A 16,546-nucleotide genomic window follows, 5' to 3' on the forward strand; every position below is an offset into this window, starting at 1 on the left:
GCGTGGATTGGACCTGTCGAGGATGCCTTCAACTGCGATCAGAAGCATCGATTACCAACCGGCGACGAGGATCCTCTCCGTATGGTTCGTCCCGAGCGGAAACCGCTATGATTACGAGGACGTGCCGCCGCAGGTCCACGCGGCATTCCGCAAAGCCTCGTCAAAGGGCCGGTTCTTCAACGAGCATATTCGCGACCGGTACAAATACCATCTGGTCGAGCAGAGCCATTCGAGGTGAGCCTTCAGCCGCTTCTCAACCACGATCTCGGCTCTCCGCCATGCCTGGCCGCGTGGTGGCAATGAGCGGACTTCGCAGTTGGCGAGCGACCTGATATTGATCATGGTCCCACCCAAAACATCGAAAGCTTGGAATGTCCGCCGAAGCCGAAAAAACCGAGCGAAGGCGAGACCTGGCCGAAACCCGGCAAGCTCGGAGCACTGATCGCTCAATCGCTGACCGAAAATGCCAAAGCCCGGTTCGAGGTGGATTCTGCCCCCGGCAAAGGAACGCGGGTGACCATCGTGTTCAACAGATCGGCCGCCCTCGCGACGTAGCCGGTCGAGCAAGCGCCGCCATTCGAGGCCATCCGCCTCAGCCGGGCCCCTCCATCACCTTGCGCGTGTGGCGGGCGATGACACCTTCTTCGTCGGTCGCCACGACGCGGACTTCCACCTTGCTCTCCGCCTGGCTCATCAGCGCGGCATGAGAGCGGTTGGCGGCCTCGTCGATCGCCACGCCAAGCCAGCCAAGCCTGTCGCAGATTGCCTTGCGGGCCGTGGCCGAGTGCTCGCCGATGCCGGCGGTGAACACCAGGCATTCCAGCCCGCCCAGCGTGTTGGCGAGGGCGGCAACTTCCCTGGCGGCGCGGAAGGCGAAAAGCTCCACCGCTTCGCGAGCCCGGCGGTCGTCGCTGGCCTCCAGCGAGCGCATGTCGCCGGAAATACCGGACACGCCGAGCAGGCCGGATTCCTCGTAGAGCATGTCTTGCAGCGCCTCTCCTGAAACGCCTCTTTCCAGCAGCAGGTACAAAAGCACGCCCGGATCGATGGCGCCGCAGCGTGTGCCCATGACCAGGCCGTCAAGCGCCGAAAAGCCCATCGTCGTATCGACGCTGCGCCCGTCGCGCATGGCGCACAGGCTCGCCCCATTGCCGAGATGGGCGACGATGGTTCTTTTTGCCGCCAGATCGGGCGATATCTGCTCGAGTCGGCCGGCAACATATTCGTAGGAAAGCCCGTGAAAGCCGTAGCGGTGGATGCCGTCTGCCTCATAGCGGCGCGGCAGCGCGAAACGGCTGACCAGAGGCTCGATGGTCCGATGGAAGGCGGTGTCGAAGCATCCGACCTGCGGCAGGTCGGGCCGCAACGCGGCAAGCGCCCGGATCGGCGCGAGGCTGCGCGGCTGGTGCAGTGGCGCAAGCGGGGTCAGCCTGTCGAGAGCCTCGATAATTGTCGGCGTCAGGCGGACAGGTTCGACGAAGTCGCGGCCGCCATGGACGATGCGATGGCCGGCGGTGATGAGTTTCCTTCCGCCAAGTTCGTTCTCGATCCATTGCAGCATCTGGCCGATGCCTAAATCGGGCGATGCGTCTGCTGCAAGTGGCCGATCGCACTGCACCGCCCCATCGGCGGCTTTTGCGGTCAGCCTTGGCGCATCGCCCAAATCCAGCGAACCGCGCGAGGCAAGATCCAGCTCAGCGGACACTCCAAGATCGTAAAGCCCGAACTTGATGCTCGACGAGCCGGCATTCAACGCAAGGATCGATCGTCGCATCAATCGCCGGCCCTCGTCGCGCCGTCCTGCGGCCAAGACCATTTCTGGATCTCGGGCATGTCCTCGCCATGTTCGCGGACATAGGCCGTGTGCTCAGCCAATTTCCCGTGCAACGCCGCGGCAAGATCCTTCGCCCGCTCGGCCAGCCCCGGCACACGCGCGATCGCGGCGAGCGCCAGATGATAGCGGTCGAGCTGGTTGAGCACCACCATATCGAACGGCGTCGTCGTCGTGCCTTCCTCGCGAAAGCCGTGCACATGCATGTTGTCGTGGTTGGCGCGCCGGTAAGTCAGACGGTGAATGAGATAGGGATAGCCGTGATAGGCGAAGATGACCGGCTTGGCCCTGGTGAACAGTGCGTCGAACCTGTCATCGGCAAAGCCATGCGGATGCTCGGAATTCGACTGCAAAATCATCAGGTCGACGACATTGACGACGCGGATATTCAGGTCCGGAATGCCCGAGCGCAGGATATCGGCTGCAGCCAGCGTCTCCAGCGTCGGCACGTCGCCGGCGCAGGCCAGGACCACATCCGGATCTTCGCCCTTGGCAACCGTCCCGGCCCATTCCCAGATGCCGGCGCCGGCCTTGCAGTGTGCTTCCGCGTCTTCGGCGGACAGCCATTGCGGCGCCGGCTGCTTGCCGGCGACGATGACGTTGATGCGGTTGTAGGTTTTCAGGCAATGGTCGGTGATCCACAGCAGCGTGTTGGCGTCGGGCGGGAAATAGAGCCTGACCGTGTCGGCCTTCTTGTTGGCGACGAAATCGGCAAAGCCTGGGTCCTGATGGCTGAAGCCGTTGTGATCCTGTCGCCAGACATGCGAGGTCAGCAGGTAGTTGAGCGAGGCGATCGGCTTGCGCCAGGCAAGTTCGCCGGAGGTCTTCAGCCATTTGGCGTGCTGGTTGACCATGGAATCGATGATGTGGACGAACGCCTCGTAGCACGAGAACAGGCCGTGGCGGCCGGTCAGCAGATAGCCCTCCAGCCAGCCTTGGCAAAGATGCTCGCTGAGCACTTCCATGACGCGGCCGTCACGGGAAAGATGGACGTCGTAAGGCTCGATCCGCTCCATCCAGACCCGATCCGTAACCTCGAACACGTCGTCGAGGCGGTTGGAGGACGTCTCGTCGGGTCCCATCAGCCGGAAATTCCTGGCCTCGGCGTTCAAGCGGATCACATCGCGAAGATAGCTGCCGACGGTCCGCGTCGCCTCCCCGACAGTGCCGCCCGGACGCGGTACGTCGAGCGCCAGGCCTTTCCAGTCGGGAAGCACCAGGTCTTGTTTCAGCAGGCCGCCATTGGCGTAGGGGATAGCGCCCATTCGTCTTGGTCCTGTTGGCGCCAGCGCCGCAAGCTCCGCCAGTAGATGGCCGCCTTCGTCGAACAGCATCTCCGGCTCGTAACTGCGCATCCAGTCTTCGAGGATCTGCCGGTGCGCCGCATCGCCGCGTGCATTCGACACCGGCACCTGGTGCGAACGCCAGAAATCCTCGACCTTCTTGCCGTCGACCTCTTTCGGCCCAGTCCAGCCCTTTGGGCTGCGCAGCACGATCAACGGCCACAGCAGCCGCTCTCCCTTCCAGCCCGCGGCTCGTGCGGGCTCCTGGATGGAGTGGATCCGGCCGAGCACGGTATCGAGCGTGCGGGCCATCTCCCGATGCATCGGGGCAGGCTCATGGCCTTCCACGAAAAAGGTTTCGTAGCCATAGCCGAGGAACAGGCTGCGCAACGCCTCGTCTTCCATGCGGCCGAGGATCGTCGGGCTGGCGATCTTGTAGCCGTTGAGATGCAGGATCGGCAGGACGGCACCGTCGGATGCAGGGTTCAGGAACTTGTTGGAATGCCAGGCCGCGGCGAGCGGGCCGGTCTCGGCTTCGCCGTCGCCGACGACGCAGGCAACCACAAGGTTCGGATTGTCGAAGGCGGCGCCGAAGGCATGGACCAGCGCATAGCCGAGCTCTCCGCCTTCGTGGATCGAGCCGGGTGTCTCCGGAGCCGCGTGGCTCGGCACTCCGCCGGGAAACGAGAACCGCCGGAACAGCTTTCGCAGGCCGTCTTCGTCCCCGCCGACCTCGGGATAGATTTCGCTGTAGGTGCCCTCGAGCCAGCTGTTCGCGACCATTGCCGGGCCGCCGTGACCCGGGCCGCAGATGAACAGGACATCGAGACCACGTTCACGGATAATCCGGTTTAAATGCACATAGATGAAATTGAGGCCGGGCGTCGTGCCCCAATGGCCGAGCAGCCGCGGCTTGATGTGCTCGGGCCGCAAGGGCTCGCGCAAGAGCGGATTGTCGAGCAGGTAGATCTGGCCAACCGAGATGTAGTTCGCGGCGCGCCAGTAGCGGTCCATCAGATCGATCTGGTCAAGGCCGGTCGTGTGCGCAGCGGTGCGGACCTCGTCGTTCATGTAAATGCCTCCGGAATACCCTCGTCCGTCGTTATCTGGAGTGGCGTCGCGTCGGAGAAAGGATTTGCCTTGAAATAAGTTTGGGCGGCGTGGCTAGCGATTGCCGATCCTGCAACCCGCCTCGCCGGACAAAAGCGGGTCGGTCTTTTGGGGAACCTCGGGGCTTGCCAACGGTTAGGGAGATGCACCGCATTGCTTGGATCCAAAGGGACTGCCGAGGCCCTGAGATACGAGCCGGCCGAGGTGGCGTTGAGCAGCTTGGGCGATTGTAGCGGAGGCCCATAGGAGGAGCAAAAAGATGCTCGATCTCTCCCATGCCCGCAACCAAATGGTCGACATCCACTTGAGCCGCCGTGGCATTCGCGACCGCAATGTCCTTCAGGCGATGCGCGAGGTCCCGCGCGAGGCTTTCGTCGATCCTGGCTTTGAAGAATTCGCCTATGAGGACGGGCCGCTGCCGATCGCCGAAGGTCAGACGATATCGCAGCCCTACATCGTTGCGTTCATGATCGAAATGGCCGAGGTCGGAGCCGGCGACCACGTCCTCGAGGTTGGCACCGGCTCGGGCTATGCGGCTGCCGTAATGAGCCGGATCGTCGAACGCGTCTACACGATCGAGCGCCACGCCGCGTTGGCTGAAACGGCAAGGCAGCGGTTCAAAAAGCTTGGCTACGACAATATCGAAGTCCGCACCGGCGACGGCACCAAAGGCTGGCCCGAGGCGGCACCCTTCGATGCGATCCTGGTTGCGGCCGCCGGACCCGGCGCACCGCTCGCTCTGCAGGAACAGCTCGACGTCGCTGGCCGGCTTGTCATCCCGGTCGGCGATGAATTCGACTCGCAGCGCCTGCTCAAGGTCACCCGTACCGGCGCCGCAACCTACACTGAGGAGGATTTCGGCGGCGTGCGGTTTGTTCCGCTGATCGGCGAGCAAGGCTGGGGCGAGCCAGGCAGCGACAGCCAGATAGCGGCCGATCTTCCGCACCGGCATCAGCGCAGGAGCAGCCTGCCGCAGATGATCGCGGCCGCCGCCGAACCGCTTCCGGATTTCGACGATCCGGCCTTCGGTGCGCTGTTCGACCGGTTTGCCGACCGCCGCGTCGTCTTGCTCGGCGAAGCCAGCCACGGCACGTCGGAGTTCTACCGTGCGCGCGCCGCGATCACTCGCAGGCTGATCGAGAAGCATGGCTTCACCATCGTCGCGGTCGAGGCCGACTGGCCCGATGCCGCGGCGATCGACCGCTACGTCCGCCATCGGCCGCCGCGGCCTGGCGCAGATCCGCCGTTCCAGCGCTTTCCCACCTGGATGTGGCGCAACACCGACGTCGCCGAGTTCGTCGACTGGATGCGACAGCATAATGAGCGGATCAGGCTATCCTCCCGGCGGGCCGGGTTCTATGGCCTCGACATCTACAATATGGGTGGATCGATTGCGGCGGTCCTGCAATATCTCGACCGGGTCGATCCGCAGGCGGCGAGGATCGCGCGCGAACGCTATGGCTGCCTGACGCCGTGGCAGAACGACCCGGCCACCTATGGCCGTGTCGCACTCACCTCCGGTTACCAGAAATGCGAGAAGGCCGTGCTCGAGCAATGCCGGGAACTGCTTTCCAGAGAGCTCGACTACGCGCAGCAGGACGGCATCGATTTCCTCGACGCGAGCCAGAATGCCCGTCTGGTCGCCTCCGCCGAGCGCTATTACCGCACCATGTATTACGGCGGCGCGCAATCCTGGAACCTGCGCGACACCCATATGTTCGAAACGCTGGAGCACCTGCTGCAGGCCCGCGGCCCGAACGCCAAGGCGGTGGTGTGGGCACATAATTCCCATATCGGCGATGCCCGCTATACCGAAATGGGGATCGTCAGGGACGAACTGAATATCGGCCAGCTCTGCCGCCAGCGTTTTGGCGACGAGGTTGCCTTGATCGGGCTCAGTACGCATTCCGGGACGGTGGCCGCCGCCACCGACTGGGACGGCGACATGGAAGTGAAACCGGTTCGGCCTTCCCACAACGACAGCTATGAGCGGCTTTGCCACGACAGCGGCGTCTCGCCTTTCCTGCTCGATTTCGATCGCGACGACACGCTGCGCGAACGGCTTCTGGAGCGCCGGCTGGAACGCTTTATCGGCGTCATCTACCGGCCCGAAACCGAGCTCCACAGCCATTATGCGGACGCCTCGCTCGCCCGCCAGTTCGATGCTTTCGTCTGGTTCGATGAAACCAGTGCCGTGACGCCGCTTGGGCCGGAACATGCGGGGACAGGCCTTCCCGAGACCTATCCTTTCGGGCTGTAGCGAATTTGGACCCTGGGAAAGTGGAAAATCAAAAGAAGGAGGTCACCGATGGCCGGAAAAAAGACTCATGAGCAGCAATTGCGCGTCATCGAAGAGCGCGAGAACACGAAAAACGCCGGCAAGGATTTCGACGCGGAAGCGGATTTGAAAAAGACCAGGCAAGAGCGCGAGGCGTTCCGGCGCGGTGCCGAGCTCAGATCGGACCCGAAGGACATTGCCGATCCCGACGACCGCAACATCATCCGCGGCGAGCACCAGGAAAGCGCCCACAACAAGCATCGCACCGACCGCTGAAACGGCAGGATCGCTTGACGTTAAGATAGTACGCCGGTTCCGTTCCCTGATCTGACGGATGCAGCGTTCGTGGCGGCAAGTTGGCGGACGAGGGCCGTCTTGATCCCTGGCGCTATTCAGCAAAAAATGTCGCGGCGACAGCAATTGAGACGAGGCTCAGCATCGCCAGGCCTGCCCTGGCGACATGCGAAGCCTCCCAGACGTTGTGCAAGTCTCTCCAGTCGCCGGTCTGCTTTCGAGAGAACATTGAAAAAAAGGTCGCGGCTGATTGCGGCATGGCAACGTCTTGCACCCAGAAATTATTGACGGGATGCGTGATCAACCAATAGGTCGCATGTTCCGCCAGCAGGAAGGCGAGCGCCGCCAAGGTCCACCAGAATCGAGCGCTTGGATAAGGCGTCAGGTAGAGCATGATGGCGAGGGCAATGATGCCGCCGATCTCGGCAAAGCCGCCGATCGTGAAGCCGGGATAATAGATCGCCTGCACTGATCTGTAGGTGGCCTCCTTGAGGCGCAACTTGCCGGGCAATTCCAGTGCGTGCGCAAGTGAGAGCGCCATCGTGACAGCGACCAGAAGGACGGTGGCGATCATCAATGCGCGCATGTTCCTGCTCCCTGAATGATGCCCTCGTGGCGCGCGCGTACTTAGGGTGGTTGGTGATCCGGTAAAGGCAACGACACCCGACTTCGCCGGCAAGTCCGGTTCGGTCATTCCCCGATCTGGCTGGTCGACCGTTCGTGGACTGTGGCGCCGGTCTGTGCGTCGACCGCAGCCATGCTGACCTCGTAGCCCCAGAGCTTGCGGATATGGCGCAGCGTGGCGTCGCGGCTGCCGCCTTCCAGCACTATGCCGTCCTTGACCTTATGCTGCAGGCGCAGATGCCGATCGCCGAGCAGGTCCACGTCCACCACCTGGATGTCCGGCCGGCTGGCGCCGATGTCGTAGCTGTGGGCGAGTGCGGCGCGGATGCTCTCGTAGCCGCGCTCATTGTGTATCGAGGCGACTTCGTAGTGCGGATCGTTGGCCGCATCGGCAAGCACAAAGAACCGCCATTTCCGGATCAGGGTAGGGCTCAGATACTGGCGGATGAAGGACTCGTCGCGATGGTTGGCCCAGGCGTCCAGCAGGGTCTGGCGCCAGTCGCCATTGCCGGCGATATCGGGAAACCAGTCGCGGTCCTCGGCGGTCGGCGCGGTCGAGATGCGCTGGATGTCCTGCATCATGTCGAGGCCCAGCGCGTAAGGGTTGATGCCGGAAAAGCGCGGATCGTCGAAGCCCGGCTGGAAGATCACGTTCGAATGGTTGCGCAGCACTTCCAGCATGGCGCCTTCGCCGATCAGGCCGCGGTCGAACAAAAGGTTCATCAGCGTGTAATGCACGAAGGTGGCGCAGCCCTCGTTCATCACCTGCGTTTGGCGCTGCGGATAGAAATACTGCGCGATGACGCGGACAATCCGGATGACCTCACGCTGCCAGGGTTCCAGGATCAGGCTGTTCTTCTCCAGGAAATAAAGCAGGTTTTCCTCGGGCAGCTTGAGCGATTTCCTGCGCTCCGCCATTGTATCCGTCTCGCGGGGCTTGGTGCCGTCCTTCGAAGGCGGCAGCGTGCGCCATAGGTCATTGTAGGAACGCTCCTCGTATTCCAGGCGCTCGCGAACGCCCTCGCGCTGCTTTTCCGACGACAGTTTCGGCGGCCGGTGATATCTGAACACGCCCTGTTCCATCAGCGCATGTGCGGCATCGAGGATCTCTTCCACCGCATCGACGCCATGCCGCTCCTCACAGCGGGCAATGTAGCCCTTGGCGAAGTCCAGATAACTGAGGATGGCGCTGGCGTCAGTCCACTGCTGGAACAGATAATTATTCTTGAAGAAATGGTTATGGCCGAGTGCCGCGTGCGCCGTCACCAGGGCCTGCAGGGCCATGGTGTTTTCTTCCATCAGATAGACGATGCAGGGATTGGAATTGATGACGAGTTCATAGGCGAGCCCCCGTCCGCCTTTGCGGTAGAGCAATTCCTGGTAGAGGTAGTGCTTGCCGAACGACCAGTGGCGGTACATCAGCGGCATGCCGACAGAGGAATAGGCGTCGAGCATCTGTTCTGAGGAGATGATCTCCATCTGCACCGGATAGACGTCGAGGTGGAGCTCTTCCGTGGCGACCGCCTCGATGGTCTCGTAGGCACGCGACAGCGTCCTGAAATCCCAGTCGGAACCGGAAAACAGCAACCCGGATTTGCTCGCCATCAGCCCCCTCTTTCAGCGCTCTTTTGATAACCCGGCTGTCTGGCGAAGAGCTGGCGGAAAACCGGGTAGATGTCGGCCGCCGTGGCGATGCGGCTCATCTGGAAGTTCGACCACCTCAGCTTGACCGCACTGTAGGCACGCCACAGCGACGTGCCGTTGTCGGTGGCGCCGAAGATGTGGCTCTCACGCTCGTCGAGGATCTCGACATAGGCGAAATACTGGCAAAGCCGCATGATCTGTTCGTCGAGCAAGGCGATGCAGCGCTCGGAATCGGTGACGAAATTGTCGCCGTCCGAGGCCTGGGCGACATAGATGTTCCATTCGCGGCTGGGATAGCGTTGCTCGACGATGCGGTGCATCTCCTCGAGCGCCGTGGAAACCACCGTGCCGCCGCTCTGAGTGTTGTAGAAGAAGGTTTCCTCGTCCACCTCCTGCGCCTCGTGCGTGTGGCGAATGAAGACGACCTCGGTGCGGTCATAGCGCCGTTTCAGGAACAGGTGCAGCAGCACGAAGAAGCGCTTGGCCAGATCTTTCTCGCGTTCGCCCATCGAACCGGACACGTCCATCAGGCAGAACATCACCGCATTGGCGTTCGGCACCGGCTGGGCGTCGAAGCGGTTGAAGCGGATATCGACCGGATCGACAAAGGCGATCCGCTTGCGGCGGCGCTCCAGCCGCTCAAGCTCTTCCTGCAGCGCCACGATGCGCTGCCGCATCTCGGCGTTTTGCGGCTTCGTCTCCAGCGTCGCGATCTCCTGCGCGACAGCGTCGACCGCCTCCTGCTTGGGGCGCCTGAGCGCTATGCGGCGGCCATGGCTGTTGCGCATCGTGCGCCCGACATTGATGTTGGTCGGCGAGCCGGTCGCGGCGAAGCCGGCCCGGCGCGGCTTGAAGGCGAGGATCTCCTTGAGGTTGAGCTTGACCATATCAGGCAGTTCGAGGTCTTCGAAAAAGAGGTCGAGCACCTCCTCGCGCGACAGCACGAAACGGAAATCGTCCTCCGATTCGGTTCTCCCCGGGGCGGATCCCATGCCGCCGCCCTGGCCGGGTTTAGGCAGCCGGTCGCCTCGGGCAAAATGCTTGTTGCCGGGCAGGACGTGCTGGCGGCTGCCGCTGTTCCGGGCATCCTTGAAGCTCGGCTCGCCGGTGCCTCGCGCCGGCATCGAAACGGCATGCTCGGCGTCCACGTCGGCGATCTTGCCGGTGCGGATCTGATCGCGGATGGTGCGCTTCAACTCTTCGCGCGCCCGCCGCAGGAAACGCTGCCGGTTGCCGAGGCTTTTGTCCTTCGGGTTCAGTCGGCGATCGATGAAGATCGGCATATGTTACCCCGGGCTGGCTTCAACCCGCCTTGTTCACCCGCATGTACCAGTCCACCAGCCGGCGGACCTGGCGCTCGGTGTAGCCGCGCTGGATCATCCGCTGCACGAATTCGGTATGCCGCTTCTCCGTCACGCTGTCCTGCTTGGAGCCGAAGCTGATCACCGGCAGCAGATCTTCGACCTGCCCGAACATCCGCTTCTCGATGACTTCGCGCAGCTTTTCGTAGCTTGTCCATGATGGGTTGCGGCCATGGTTTCTGGCCCGCGCGCGCAGCGTGAACTTCACCACTTCGTTGCGGAAGTCCTTGGGATTGGCGATGCCGGCCGGCTTTTCGACCTGCGACAGTTCGTTGTCCAGAACCTCGCGATTGAGGATCTGGCCGGTATCGGTATCCTTGTAGTCCTGATCCTCGATCCAGGCATCGGCATAGGCGATGTAGCGGTCGAACAGGTTCTGGCCGTATTCGCTATAGGATTCCAGATAAGCCTTCTGGATCTCGTGGCCGATGAACTCGGCATAACGGGTCGCCAGCTCCGACTTTATGAAATCGAGATAGTCCGCCTCTGTTTCCTTCGGGAACTGCTCGCGCTTGATCGCCTCTTCCAGGATGTACATCAGATGCACCGGATCGGCGGCCACCTCTTCGGTGTCGTAGTTGAAGGTCTGCGACAGGATCTTGAAGGCGAAGCGGGTGCTGACGCCGGTCATGCCTTCATCGACACCGGCCGCGTTTCGGTACTCCTGGACCGACTTCGCCTTGGGATCGGTTTCCTTGAGGTTCTCGCCGTCATAGACGCGCATCTTGGTGTAGAGCGGCGAATTATCGTGTTCGGCCAGGCGGGTCGAAACGGTGAACCGGCTGAGGATATCGAGCACTTCCGGAGCGCAGGGGCTGGAGGCCAATTCGCTTTCGCGCAACAGCTTCTCGTAGATCTGCCGCTCTTCGGTGACCCGCAGGCAATACGGCACCTTGACCACCAGGATACGGTCGAGGAACGCCTCGTTGTTCTTGTTGTTCTTGAACTGCAGCCATTCCGATTCGTTGGAATGGGCAACGATGATGCCCTGATAGGGGAAAGCGCCGAAATTCTCGGTGCCGTTGTAGCTGCCTTCCTGGGTCGCGGTCAGCAGCGGATGCAGCACCTTGATCGGCGCCTTGAACATCTCGACGAATTCGAGCAGTCCTTGCGTGGTCCGGTTCAGGCCGCCGCTATAGGAATAGGCATCCGGATCCGACTGGCTGAAGTTTTCCAGCTGCCTGATGTCGACCTTGCCGACCAGGGCCGAAACGTCCTGGTTGTTCTCATCGCCCGGCTCGGTCTTGGCGATGCCGATCTGGCGAAGCCTGGACGGCATCAGCTTGACGACGCTGAATTTGGAGATGTCGCCGGACAATTCGTCGAGGCGCTTGGCCGCCCAGGGCGAGATCAGGCCGTTCAGCCGCCGCCGGGCGATGCCGTATTTGTCCTCCAAAAGGTCGCCCATGCGGTCGGGGTCGAACAGCCCGAGCGGCGATTCGAACACCGGGCTGACCTGGCCGCCGACCTTCAGCGTATAGATCGGACGCTGCTCCATCAGCCTTTTCAGCTGCTCCGCAAGCGAGGACTTGCCGCCGCCGACCGGGCCGAGGAGATAGAGTATCTGCTTGCGTTCCTCGAGCCCTTGCGAGGCATAGCGGAAATAACCGGCGATACGCTCGATCGTATCCTCCATGCCGTAAAAGTCGGCGAAGGTCGGATAGATCTTGATCGTCCGGTTCGAAAAAATACGGCCAAGCCGCTCGTCCTTGCTGGTATCGACAAAGGTCGGCTCGCCAATCGCCTCGACCATCCGCTCGGGCGCCGAGGCGTACATCGACTTGTCCTCGCGGCAGGCAAGCAGATATTGCTGGAGGCTTATCTCCTCCTGCGCCGCATTCTTGTAAACCTCGGAAAACAGATCGAAGACGTCGGATTGATTCTCACGCATGGTATTCCTAGCCCCGGAGCCGGTGTGGCTGCACGTTTGTCTCTTGAACAACCAAATGTCGGAAAGCCCTTGTGGTTCCCTTCACTTTGCAGAGAGTGCCTGTGACCGAATGATAAGACTCTAGATAAGGGCATCCTGAGTGCAGACAAGGCGTGGAACGCCCCGCTCGAAGCATTAAATCCTGAATCGCGCCACGCCGTGCGGGCGACCTCCGATAAGACGGAGGAACGGTTCTGGTCCTTCCCGGTTGTGAAGGAAAGGAGACGGTTCGATGTTTGAGACTAGTTTGTGGTTGCTCGTTGTTGCAGGCGGTCCACTGCTGCTGGCAATCCTGATCGCCTACGCCCTGCTCACGCAGCGCCGTCGCGGCCCGGCGGAGCGCAGGGAAAGCGACCGCGCCACCGAGCGCCTGTACCAGGAAAAGAAGGACTGACCGACAGGATCGCAGCTCAGCTGCCGGCAACCGCCAGCCCGGCCACTTTTTCGGCGCGCAGCAGCATGCCGAACAGGTCACGCGGTTCATCGGGATCGGCCAGAAGGTCTAGTTCCTCGTAAAGGCCGGTCCGCTGAAGCTGATCGCGGACGTAGCGCAGCGCGGAAAAATCCTCGATCGCAAAGCCGACGGAATCAAACAGCGTGATCTGTCCGGCGTCCGTCCGGCCTGCTGCCTTTCCTGTCATCACCTGCCACAATTCGGTGATCGGATGGTCCGCATCGAGCTGCTGGCTCTCGCCTTCGATGCGCGTCTGCGGCGGATACTCGACGAAAATATTCGAGCGCAGCAGAATGTCGCGATGCAGCTCGGTCTTGCCCGGGCAGTCGCCGCCGACCGCGTTGATGTGCACGCCGGACCCGACCATGTTGTCGGTCAGGATTGTTGCCGACCGCTTGTCGGCGGTCACCGTGGTGATGATCTCTGCACCTTCGACGGCCTCCTGCGCCGACGCGCAGAGCTTGATGTCGAAACCCATGCCGGCAAGGTTCTTCATGCATTTGGTCGAGGCCGCCGGGTCGATATCGTAGAGGCGCAGCCTGTCGACGCCAAGCAGCGCCTTGAACGCAATCGCCTGGAATTCCGATTGCGCGCCATTGCCGATGATCGCCATGCACCGGGCGGCCTCGGGAGCGAGGTATTTCGCCGCGACGGCCGAGCTTGCGGCGGTTCTGAGCGCCGTCAGGATGGTCATTTCCGAAAGCAGCATCGGATAGCCGTTGCCGACATCGGCAAGCACGCCGAAAGCGGTCACGGTCTGGCGGCCGTCACGCGTGTTCTTCGGATGCCCGTTGACGTATTTGAAGCCGTAAAGCTGCCCGTCGCTGGTCGGCATCAGCTCGATGACGCCGTCAATGCTGTGCGAGGCGACGCGCGGCGTCTTGTCGAACAGCTCCCAACGCGTGAAATCCTCTTCGATATAGGCGGCAAGCTCGACCAGAAAGCGCTCGATGCCGATGGCAAGCACCAGCTTCATCATGCGGTCGACGCTGACGAAGGGAACGATGTTCAAATTGACCGTCATGGCTCAGAACCCCCTCGTTGGGCGATCCATGATCCGCCGGCCCATCAAGCTTGCGGTCAGGTCGACCAAAAGCGTGGCGGTGCGGCCGCGTTCGTCGAGAAAAGGGTTGAGCTCGACCAGATCGAGACTGGTGACGAGGCCGCTGTCATGCAGCATTTCCATCGCCAGATGCGCCTCGCGGAAGGTGGCGCCGCCTGGGACGGTGGTGCCGACCGCCGGGGCGATCGACGGGTCGAGAAAATCGACGTCGAGGCTGACGTGGAGCATGCCGTTGGCGGCGCTCACCCGTTCGAGAAAGGCGCGAAGCAGTTGCGCGATGCCGTGCTCGTCGATCGAACGCATGTCGTGGACCGTCACGCCGGCTCTGCGCAATGCATCCCTTTCCGCCAGGTCCACGCTGCGGATCCCCAGCGCGCATATGCGAGCCGGCTCCACCTGCGCTGCAAGGCGGGGGAAATAGCCCTCGAAGCCGGGCTGCCCGCTGGCATAAGCCAGCGGCACACCATGCAAATTGCCGCTGGTCGTCGTGTCGAGCGTATGAAAATCGGGGTGCGCATCGAGCCACAGCACGAAGAGCGGCCGGCCGGCATTCGCCGCCCGGCGGGCAATGCCGGCGAGCGTGCCGGCCGAAATGCTGTGGTCGCCGCCGAGAAAGATCGGCATCGCATCGGCGCTCGCGGCATAGGCGGTTTCGCTGATTGCCGCCGTCCAGGCGGCGATTTCCGGCAGCGCCTTCACCGCCGCATTGCCGTGTACGACAGGGCGCATATCGGCAGGGACAATCGTTCCGAGGTCGGTCAGCGTATGGCCAAGCTCGGTCAGCGCGCCGGCCAGGCCGGCCGTGCGCAGCGCACTCGGCCCCATCTCGCAGCCCATCCTACCCGAGCCGGCCTGGATCGGTGCCCCAACGATTGTGCAATGCATTTGTCATACCCCACCGAATTACGATGCCTTTATTGAAGCGGGCATCGCTGGCAGAATGAACATGTCAAATTGGCAAATTTGTCGAAGTGCCTTACCATTGTGGCATCATCTACTTCCGTTGTGAGCAATCATGGACCAGCTCGACGAGCAGATCATCACCTCTTTGCGGCACGACGCCCGGCGCAGCATTTCCGATCTTGCCGTCAGCCTGGGTGTCTCCCGGGCAACGGTAAGGTCCCGGATCGAGCGACTTGAAAGGGACGGCGTCATCGTCGGCTACACCGTCATTCTGCGCGCCGACGCGGTCGATCAGCGCGTGCGTGGCATCATGATGATCGAGATCGAAGGCCACGCCGCCGATCGCGTCATTCGGGCGCTGGGCGGCTTCTCCGAGGTCTCGACCATCCACACCACCAATGGCCGCTGGGATCTGGTGATAGAACTCGGAACCCAGACCCTGAGCGAGTTCGATGCGGTGCTGAGACGTATCCGCCTGATCCCCGGAATTACCGGCAGCGAAACAAGCCTGCTCCTGGCAACGCCACGCACCACCAAGGCTCGGCTGTGACTTCGAGGAACTGCGCTTGACCTGCAGCGGTAACGAAATCCGCCAAGGAACCTTCAATTGTCGCCGCGGTTAGAGCAATTCCAGTAAAAGTGTGGAACGGTTTTCCGTTCGGAATTGCGTCAAAACGAAAAAATAGAGCGGTTCAGCGTTTCCGGGAAACGACGAACCGTTCTAGGCCCGGACAGGCCTCCTTCGAGGGAGAACAATCATGGCTCACGCCCAGCAGGAACTGGTCGAATTCGTTATCAGCAAAGCCTTCAACCCGGTCATGCGGGCCAAACCGGACGGAAAATCCGATGCCGAGCGCAAGACGCTCGAACATGTCCAGCAGGCCACGAAGACCGAGATTGAGCGCTATCGCCGTTACGGCTCGGCCGAGGAGGTCGCGACCAATTTCAAGCGCGACCTGAATTCCGACGCTGCCAAAAAGTTGCACGCCCAGCTGCGCCGACTGCATCTGCCGACGATCGAGGACATTCGTGACGACTTCGAGGACAAGGCCCGCAAGCTCGGGGTCAAGGCCTCGTCGTAGATCCGCGACCGATCGCCTCGGTGACGTCCGTCAGGCTGTCATCACAAACCGTCCTTGGTCGGAGGCCACCCTGACCGAACCGTCTCGGGGATGTTGTCCGACGTCAGATCGCCCCGATTGAGCTTTTCAATCGCTTCATCGGCTTCGCTTTTGTCGAGACCGGAAAGCGGCAATCCATCGACCACGACGGCTTCGTCGCTCTCGCTGTCATAGACCTCCCAGAGGCCTTCCGGATCCTGTCGTTTGTCGTAAACGGTTGGCATGGCCATTTCCGTAACCACTCCTGCAGGCAACGCCGCTATTGCACGCCCGCCACCCATTTCAGGGCCTGGGCCTTTTCGTCCTCCGGGAACACCCGCGCCTCGATTTGCGGAAACAGCGCGTCCGTCATTTCCGTGGCGGCCTTGATCTACTGCTTGTCGGAAATCACCGCGGCACGTTTGAAGCGGTGGAGCTCGCCAAGTTTGCTCAGCCCATACTGCAGGTCGCGCCGCAAGGCGCCAGCCGTCATGTCCTCGAAATCGGCAAGATCGGTCAGGACGCCGATGTCCTTGTGGTCGCTCAGTTTCGCTTCGATTGCCGGGATGACTCTGTCGTAGTCGTCCGCCGTCACGGTGCCGGTGACACGAAAGGCGGCTACGTTCTGGGGAGCGGAAATCATCTCGATCATTTTTTCCTCCGGTTTCTGA

General features: G+C 62.0%; 16 protein-coding genes and 1 pseudogene. 7 read left to right on the forward strand and 10 right to left on the reverse strand.

The features are described 5' to 3' along the window. The first annotated feature begins 22 nt into the window (after window positions 1-22). Entirely contained in the window at window positions 23-238 is a 216-nt protein-coding gene (locus NKJ32_RS02065) for a KTSC domain-containing protein (protein ID WP_352577663.1), read from the forward strand. Window positions 239-399: 161 nt separating this feature from the next. Next, a pseudogene (locus NKJ32_RS02070) lies at window positions 400-555 on the forward strand (histidine kinase); the annotation flags it as partial. A gap of 37 nt (window positions 556-592) precedes the next feature. Here NKJ32_RS02070 and NKJ32_RS02075 read toward each other — a convergent pair. Further along, window positions 593-1,774: an acetate/propionate family kinase gene (locus NKJ32_RS02075; RefSeq protein ID WP_352577662.1), complete on the reverse strand. Its 1,182-nt coding sequence runs from the start codon at window positions 1,772-1,774 to the stop codon at window positions 593-595. Continuing rightward, window positions 1,774-4,185, reverse strand: a complete 2,412-nt coding sequence (locus tag NKJ32_RS02080; protein ID WP_352577661.1) for a phosphoketolase family protein — start codon at window positions 4,183-4,185, stop codon at window positions 1,774-1,776. The genes NKJ32_RS02075 and NKJ32_RS02080 overlap by 1 nt, the downstream gene beginning before the upstream one ends. A gap of 298 nt (window positions 4,186-4,483) precedes the next feature. Between NKJ32_RS02080 and NKJ32_RS02085 the strand changes: the two genes are divergently transcribed. Continuing rightward, window positions 4,484-6,484: a protein-L-isoaspartate(D-aspartate) O-methyltransferase gene (locus NKJ32_RS02085; RefSeq protein WP_023677064.1), complete on the forward strand. Its 2,001-nt coding sequence runs from the start codon at window positions 4,484-4,486 to the stop codon at window positions 6,482-6,484. A 48-nt stretch (window positions 6,485-6,532) separates the two neighbouring features. After that, window positions 6,533-6,778, forward strand: a complete 246-nt coding sequence (locus NKJ32_RS02090) for a hypothetical protein (RefSeq protein WP_023677063.1) — start codon at window positions 6,533-6,535, stop codon at window positions 6,776-6,778. 112 nt (window positions 6,779-6,890) lie between these two features. On the opposite strand, the gene NKJ32_RS02095 is transcribed toward NKJ32_RS02090, so the two are convergent. The 4 genes from NKJ32_RS02095 to NKJ32_RS02110 form a co-directional block, all read right to left on the reverse strand. Then, the gene (locus NKJ32_RS02095; protein WP_245274717.1) at window positions 6,891-7,370 is read right to left on the reverse strand and encodes a DUF1772 domain-containing protein; all 480 of its coding nucleotides are present in this window, start codon (window positions 7,368-7,370) and stop codon (window positions 6,891-6,893) included. A gap of 116 nt (window positions 7,371-7,486) precedes the next feature. Beyond that, entirely contained in the window at window positions 7,487-9,025 is a 1,539-nt protein-coding gene (locus NKJ32_RS02100) for a SpoVR family protein (RefSeq protein WP_023677061.1), read from the reverse strand. After that, a complete protein-coding gene (locus NKJ32_RS02105) occupies window positions 9,025-10,347 on the reverse strand; it encodes a YeaH/YhbH family protein (protein WP_023677060.1) in 1,323 nt (440 codons plus the stop codon). Before NKJ32_RS02105 ends, NKJ32_RS02100 begins: the two co-directional genes overlap by 1 nt. 19 nt (window positions 10,348-10,366) lie before the next feature. Then, window positions 10,367-12,316, reverse strand: coding sequence for a PrkA family serine protein kinase (locus tag NKJ32_RS02110; RefSeq protein ID WP_023677059.1), 1,950 nt, complete (start codon window positions 12,314-12,316; stop codon window positions 10,367-10,369). A gap of 271 nt (window positions 12,317-12,587) precedes the next feature. On the opposite strand from NKJ32_RS02110, the gene NKJ32_RS02115 reads away from it, so the two are divergent. Beyond that, on the forward strand, window positions 12,588-12,749 hold the full coding sequence (locus tag NKJ32_RS02115; protein ID WP_023677058.1) for a hypothetical protein: 162 nt from the start codon (window positions 12,588-12,590) through the stop codon (window positions 12,747-12,749). A gap of 16 nt (window positions 12,750-12,765) precedes the next feature. Here the strand turns inward: NKJ32_RS02115 and ocd are convergent, their stop codons facing one another. Next, window positions 12,766-13,833, reverse strand: coding sequence for an ornithine cyclodeaminase (gene ocd, locus NKJ32_RS02120; protein WP_023677057.1), 1,068 nt, complete (start codon window positions 13,831-13,833; stop codon window positions 12,766-12,768). Between the two features lie 3 nt (window positions 13,834-13,836). Next, a complete protein-coding gene (rocF, locus tag NKJ32_RS02125) occupies window positions 13,837-14,757 on the reverse strand; it encodes an arginase (protein ID WP_352588776.1) in 921 nt (306 codons plus the stop codon). Window positions 14,758-14,887: 130 nt separating this feature from the next. Between rocF and NKJ32_RS02130 the strand changes: the two genes are divergently transcribed. Together NKJ32_RS02130 and NKJ32_RS02135 are read left to right on the forward strand one after the other, a co-directional pair. Beyond that, window positions 14,888-15,325, forward strand: a complete 438-nt coding sequence (locus NKJ32_RS02130; RefSeq protein ID WP_352588773.1) for an Lrp/AsnC family transcriptional regulator — start codon at window positions 14,888-14,890, stop codon at window positions 15,323-15,325. Between the two features lie 208 nt (window positions 15,326-15,533). Further along, window positions 15,534-15,857 carry a hypothetical protein gene (locus tag NKJ32_RS02135; RefSeq protein WP_352588770.1) on the forward strand — a complete coding sequence of 108 codons (324 nt, stop codon included), beginning with the start codon at window positions 15,534-15,536 and terminating at the stop codon, window positions 15,855-15,857. A gap of 41 nt (window positions 15,858-15,898) precedes the next feature. Here NKJ32_RS02135 and NKJ32_RS02140 read toward each other — a convergent pair whose 3' ends face one another. Both NKJ32_RS02140 and NKJ32_RS02145 read right to left on the reverse strand, forming a co-directional pair. Beyond that, a complete protein-coding gene (locus NKJ32_RS02140) occupies window positions 15,899-16,120 on the reverse strand; it encodes a hypothetical protein (protein WP_352826715.1) in 222 nt (73 codons plus the stop codon). 146 nt (window positions 16,121-16,266) lie between these two features. After that, the gene (locus NKJ32_RS02145) at window positions 16,267-16,527 is read right to left on the reverse strand and encodes a SpoIIAA family protein (RefSeq protein WP_352682953.1); all 261 of its coding nucleotides are present in this window, start codon (window positions 16,525-16,527) and stop codon (window positions 16,267-16,269) included. Window positions 16,528-16,546 lie beyond the last annotated feature (19 nt).

It is taken from the genome of Mesorhizobium sp. M0159, from assembly GCF_040322295.1.
Lineage (GTDB): Bacteria > Pseudomonadota > Alphaproteobacteria > Rhizobiales > Rhizobiaceae > Mesorhizobium.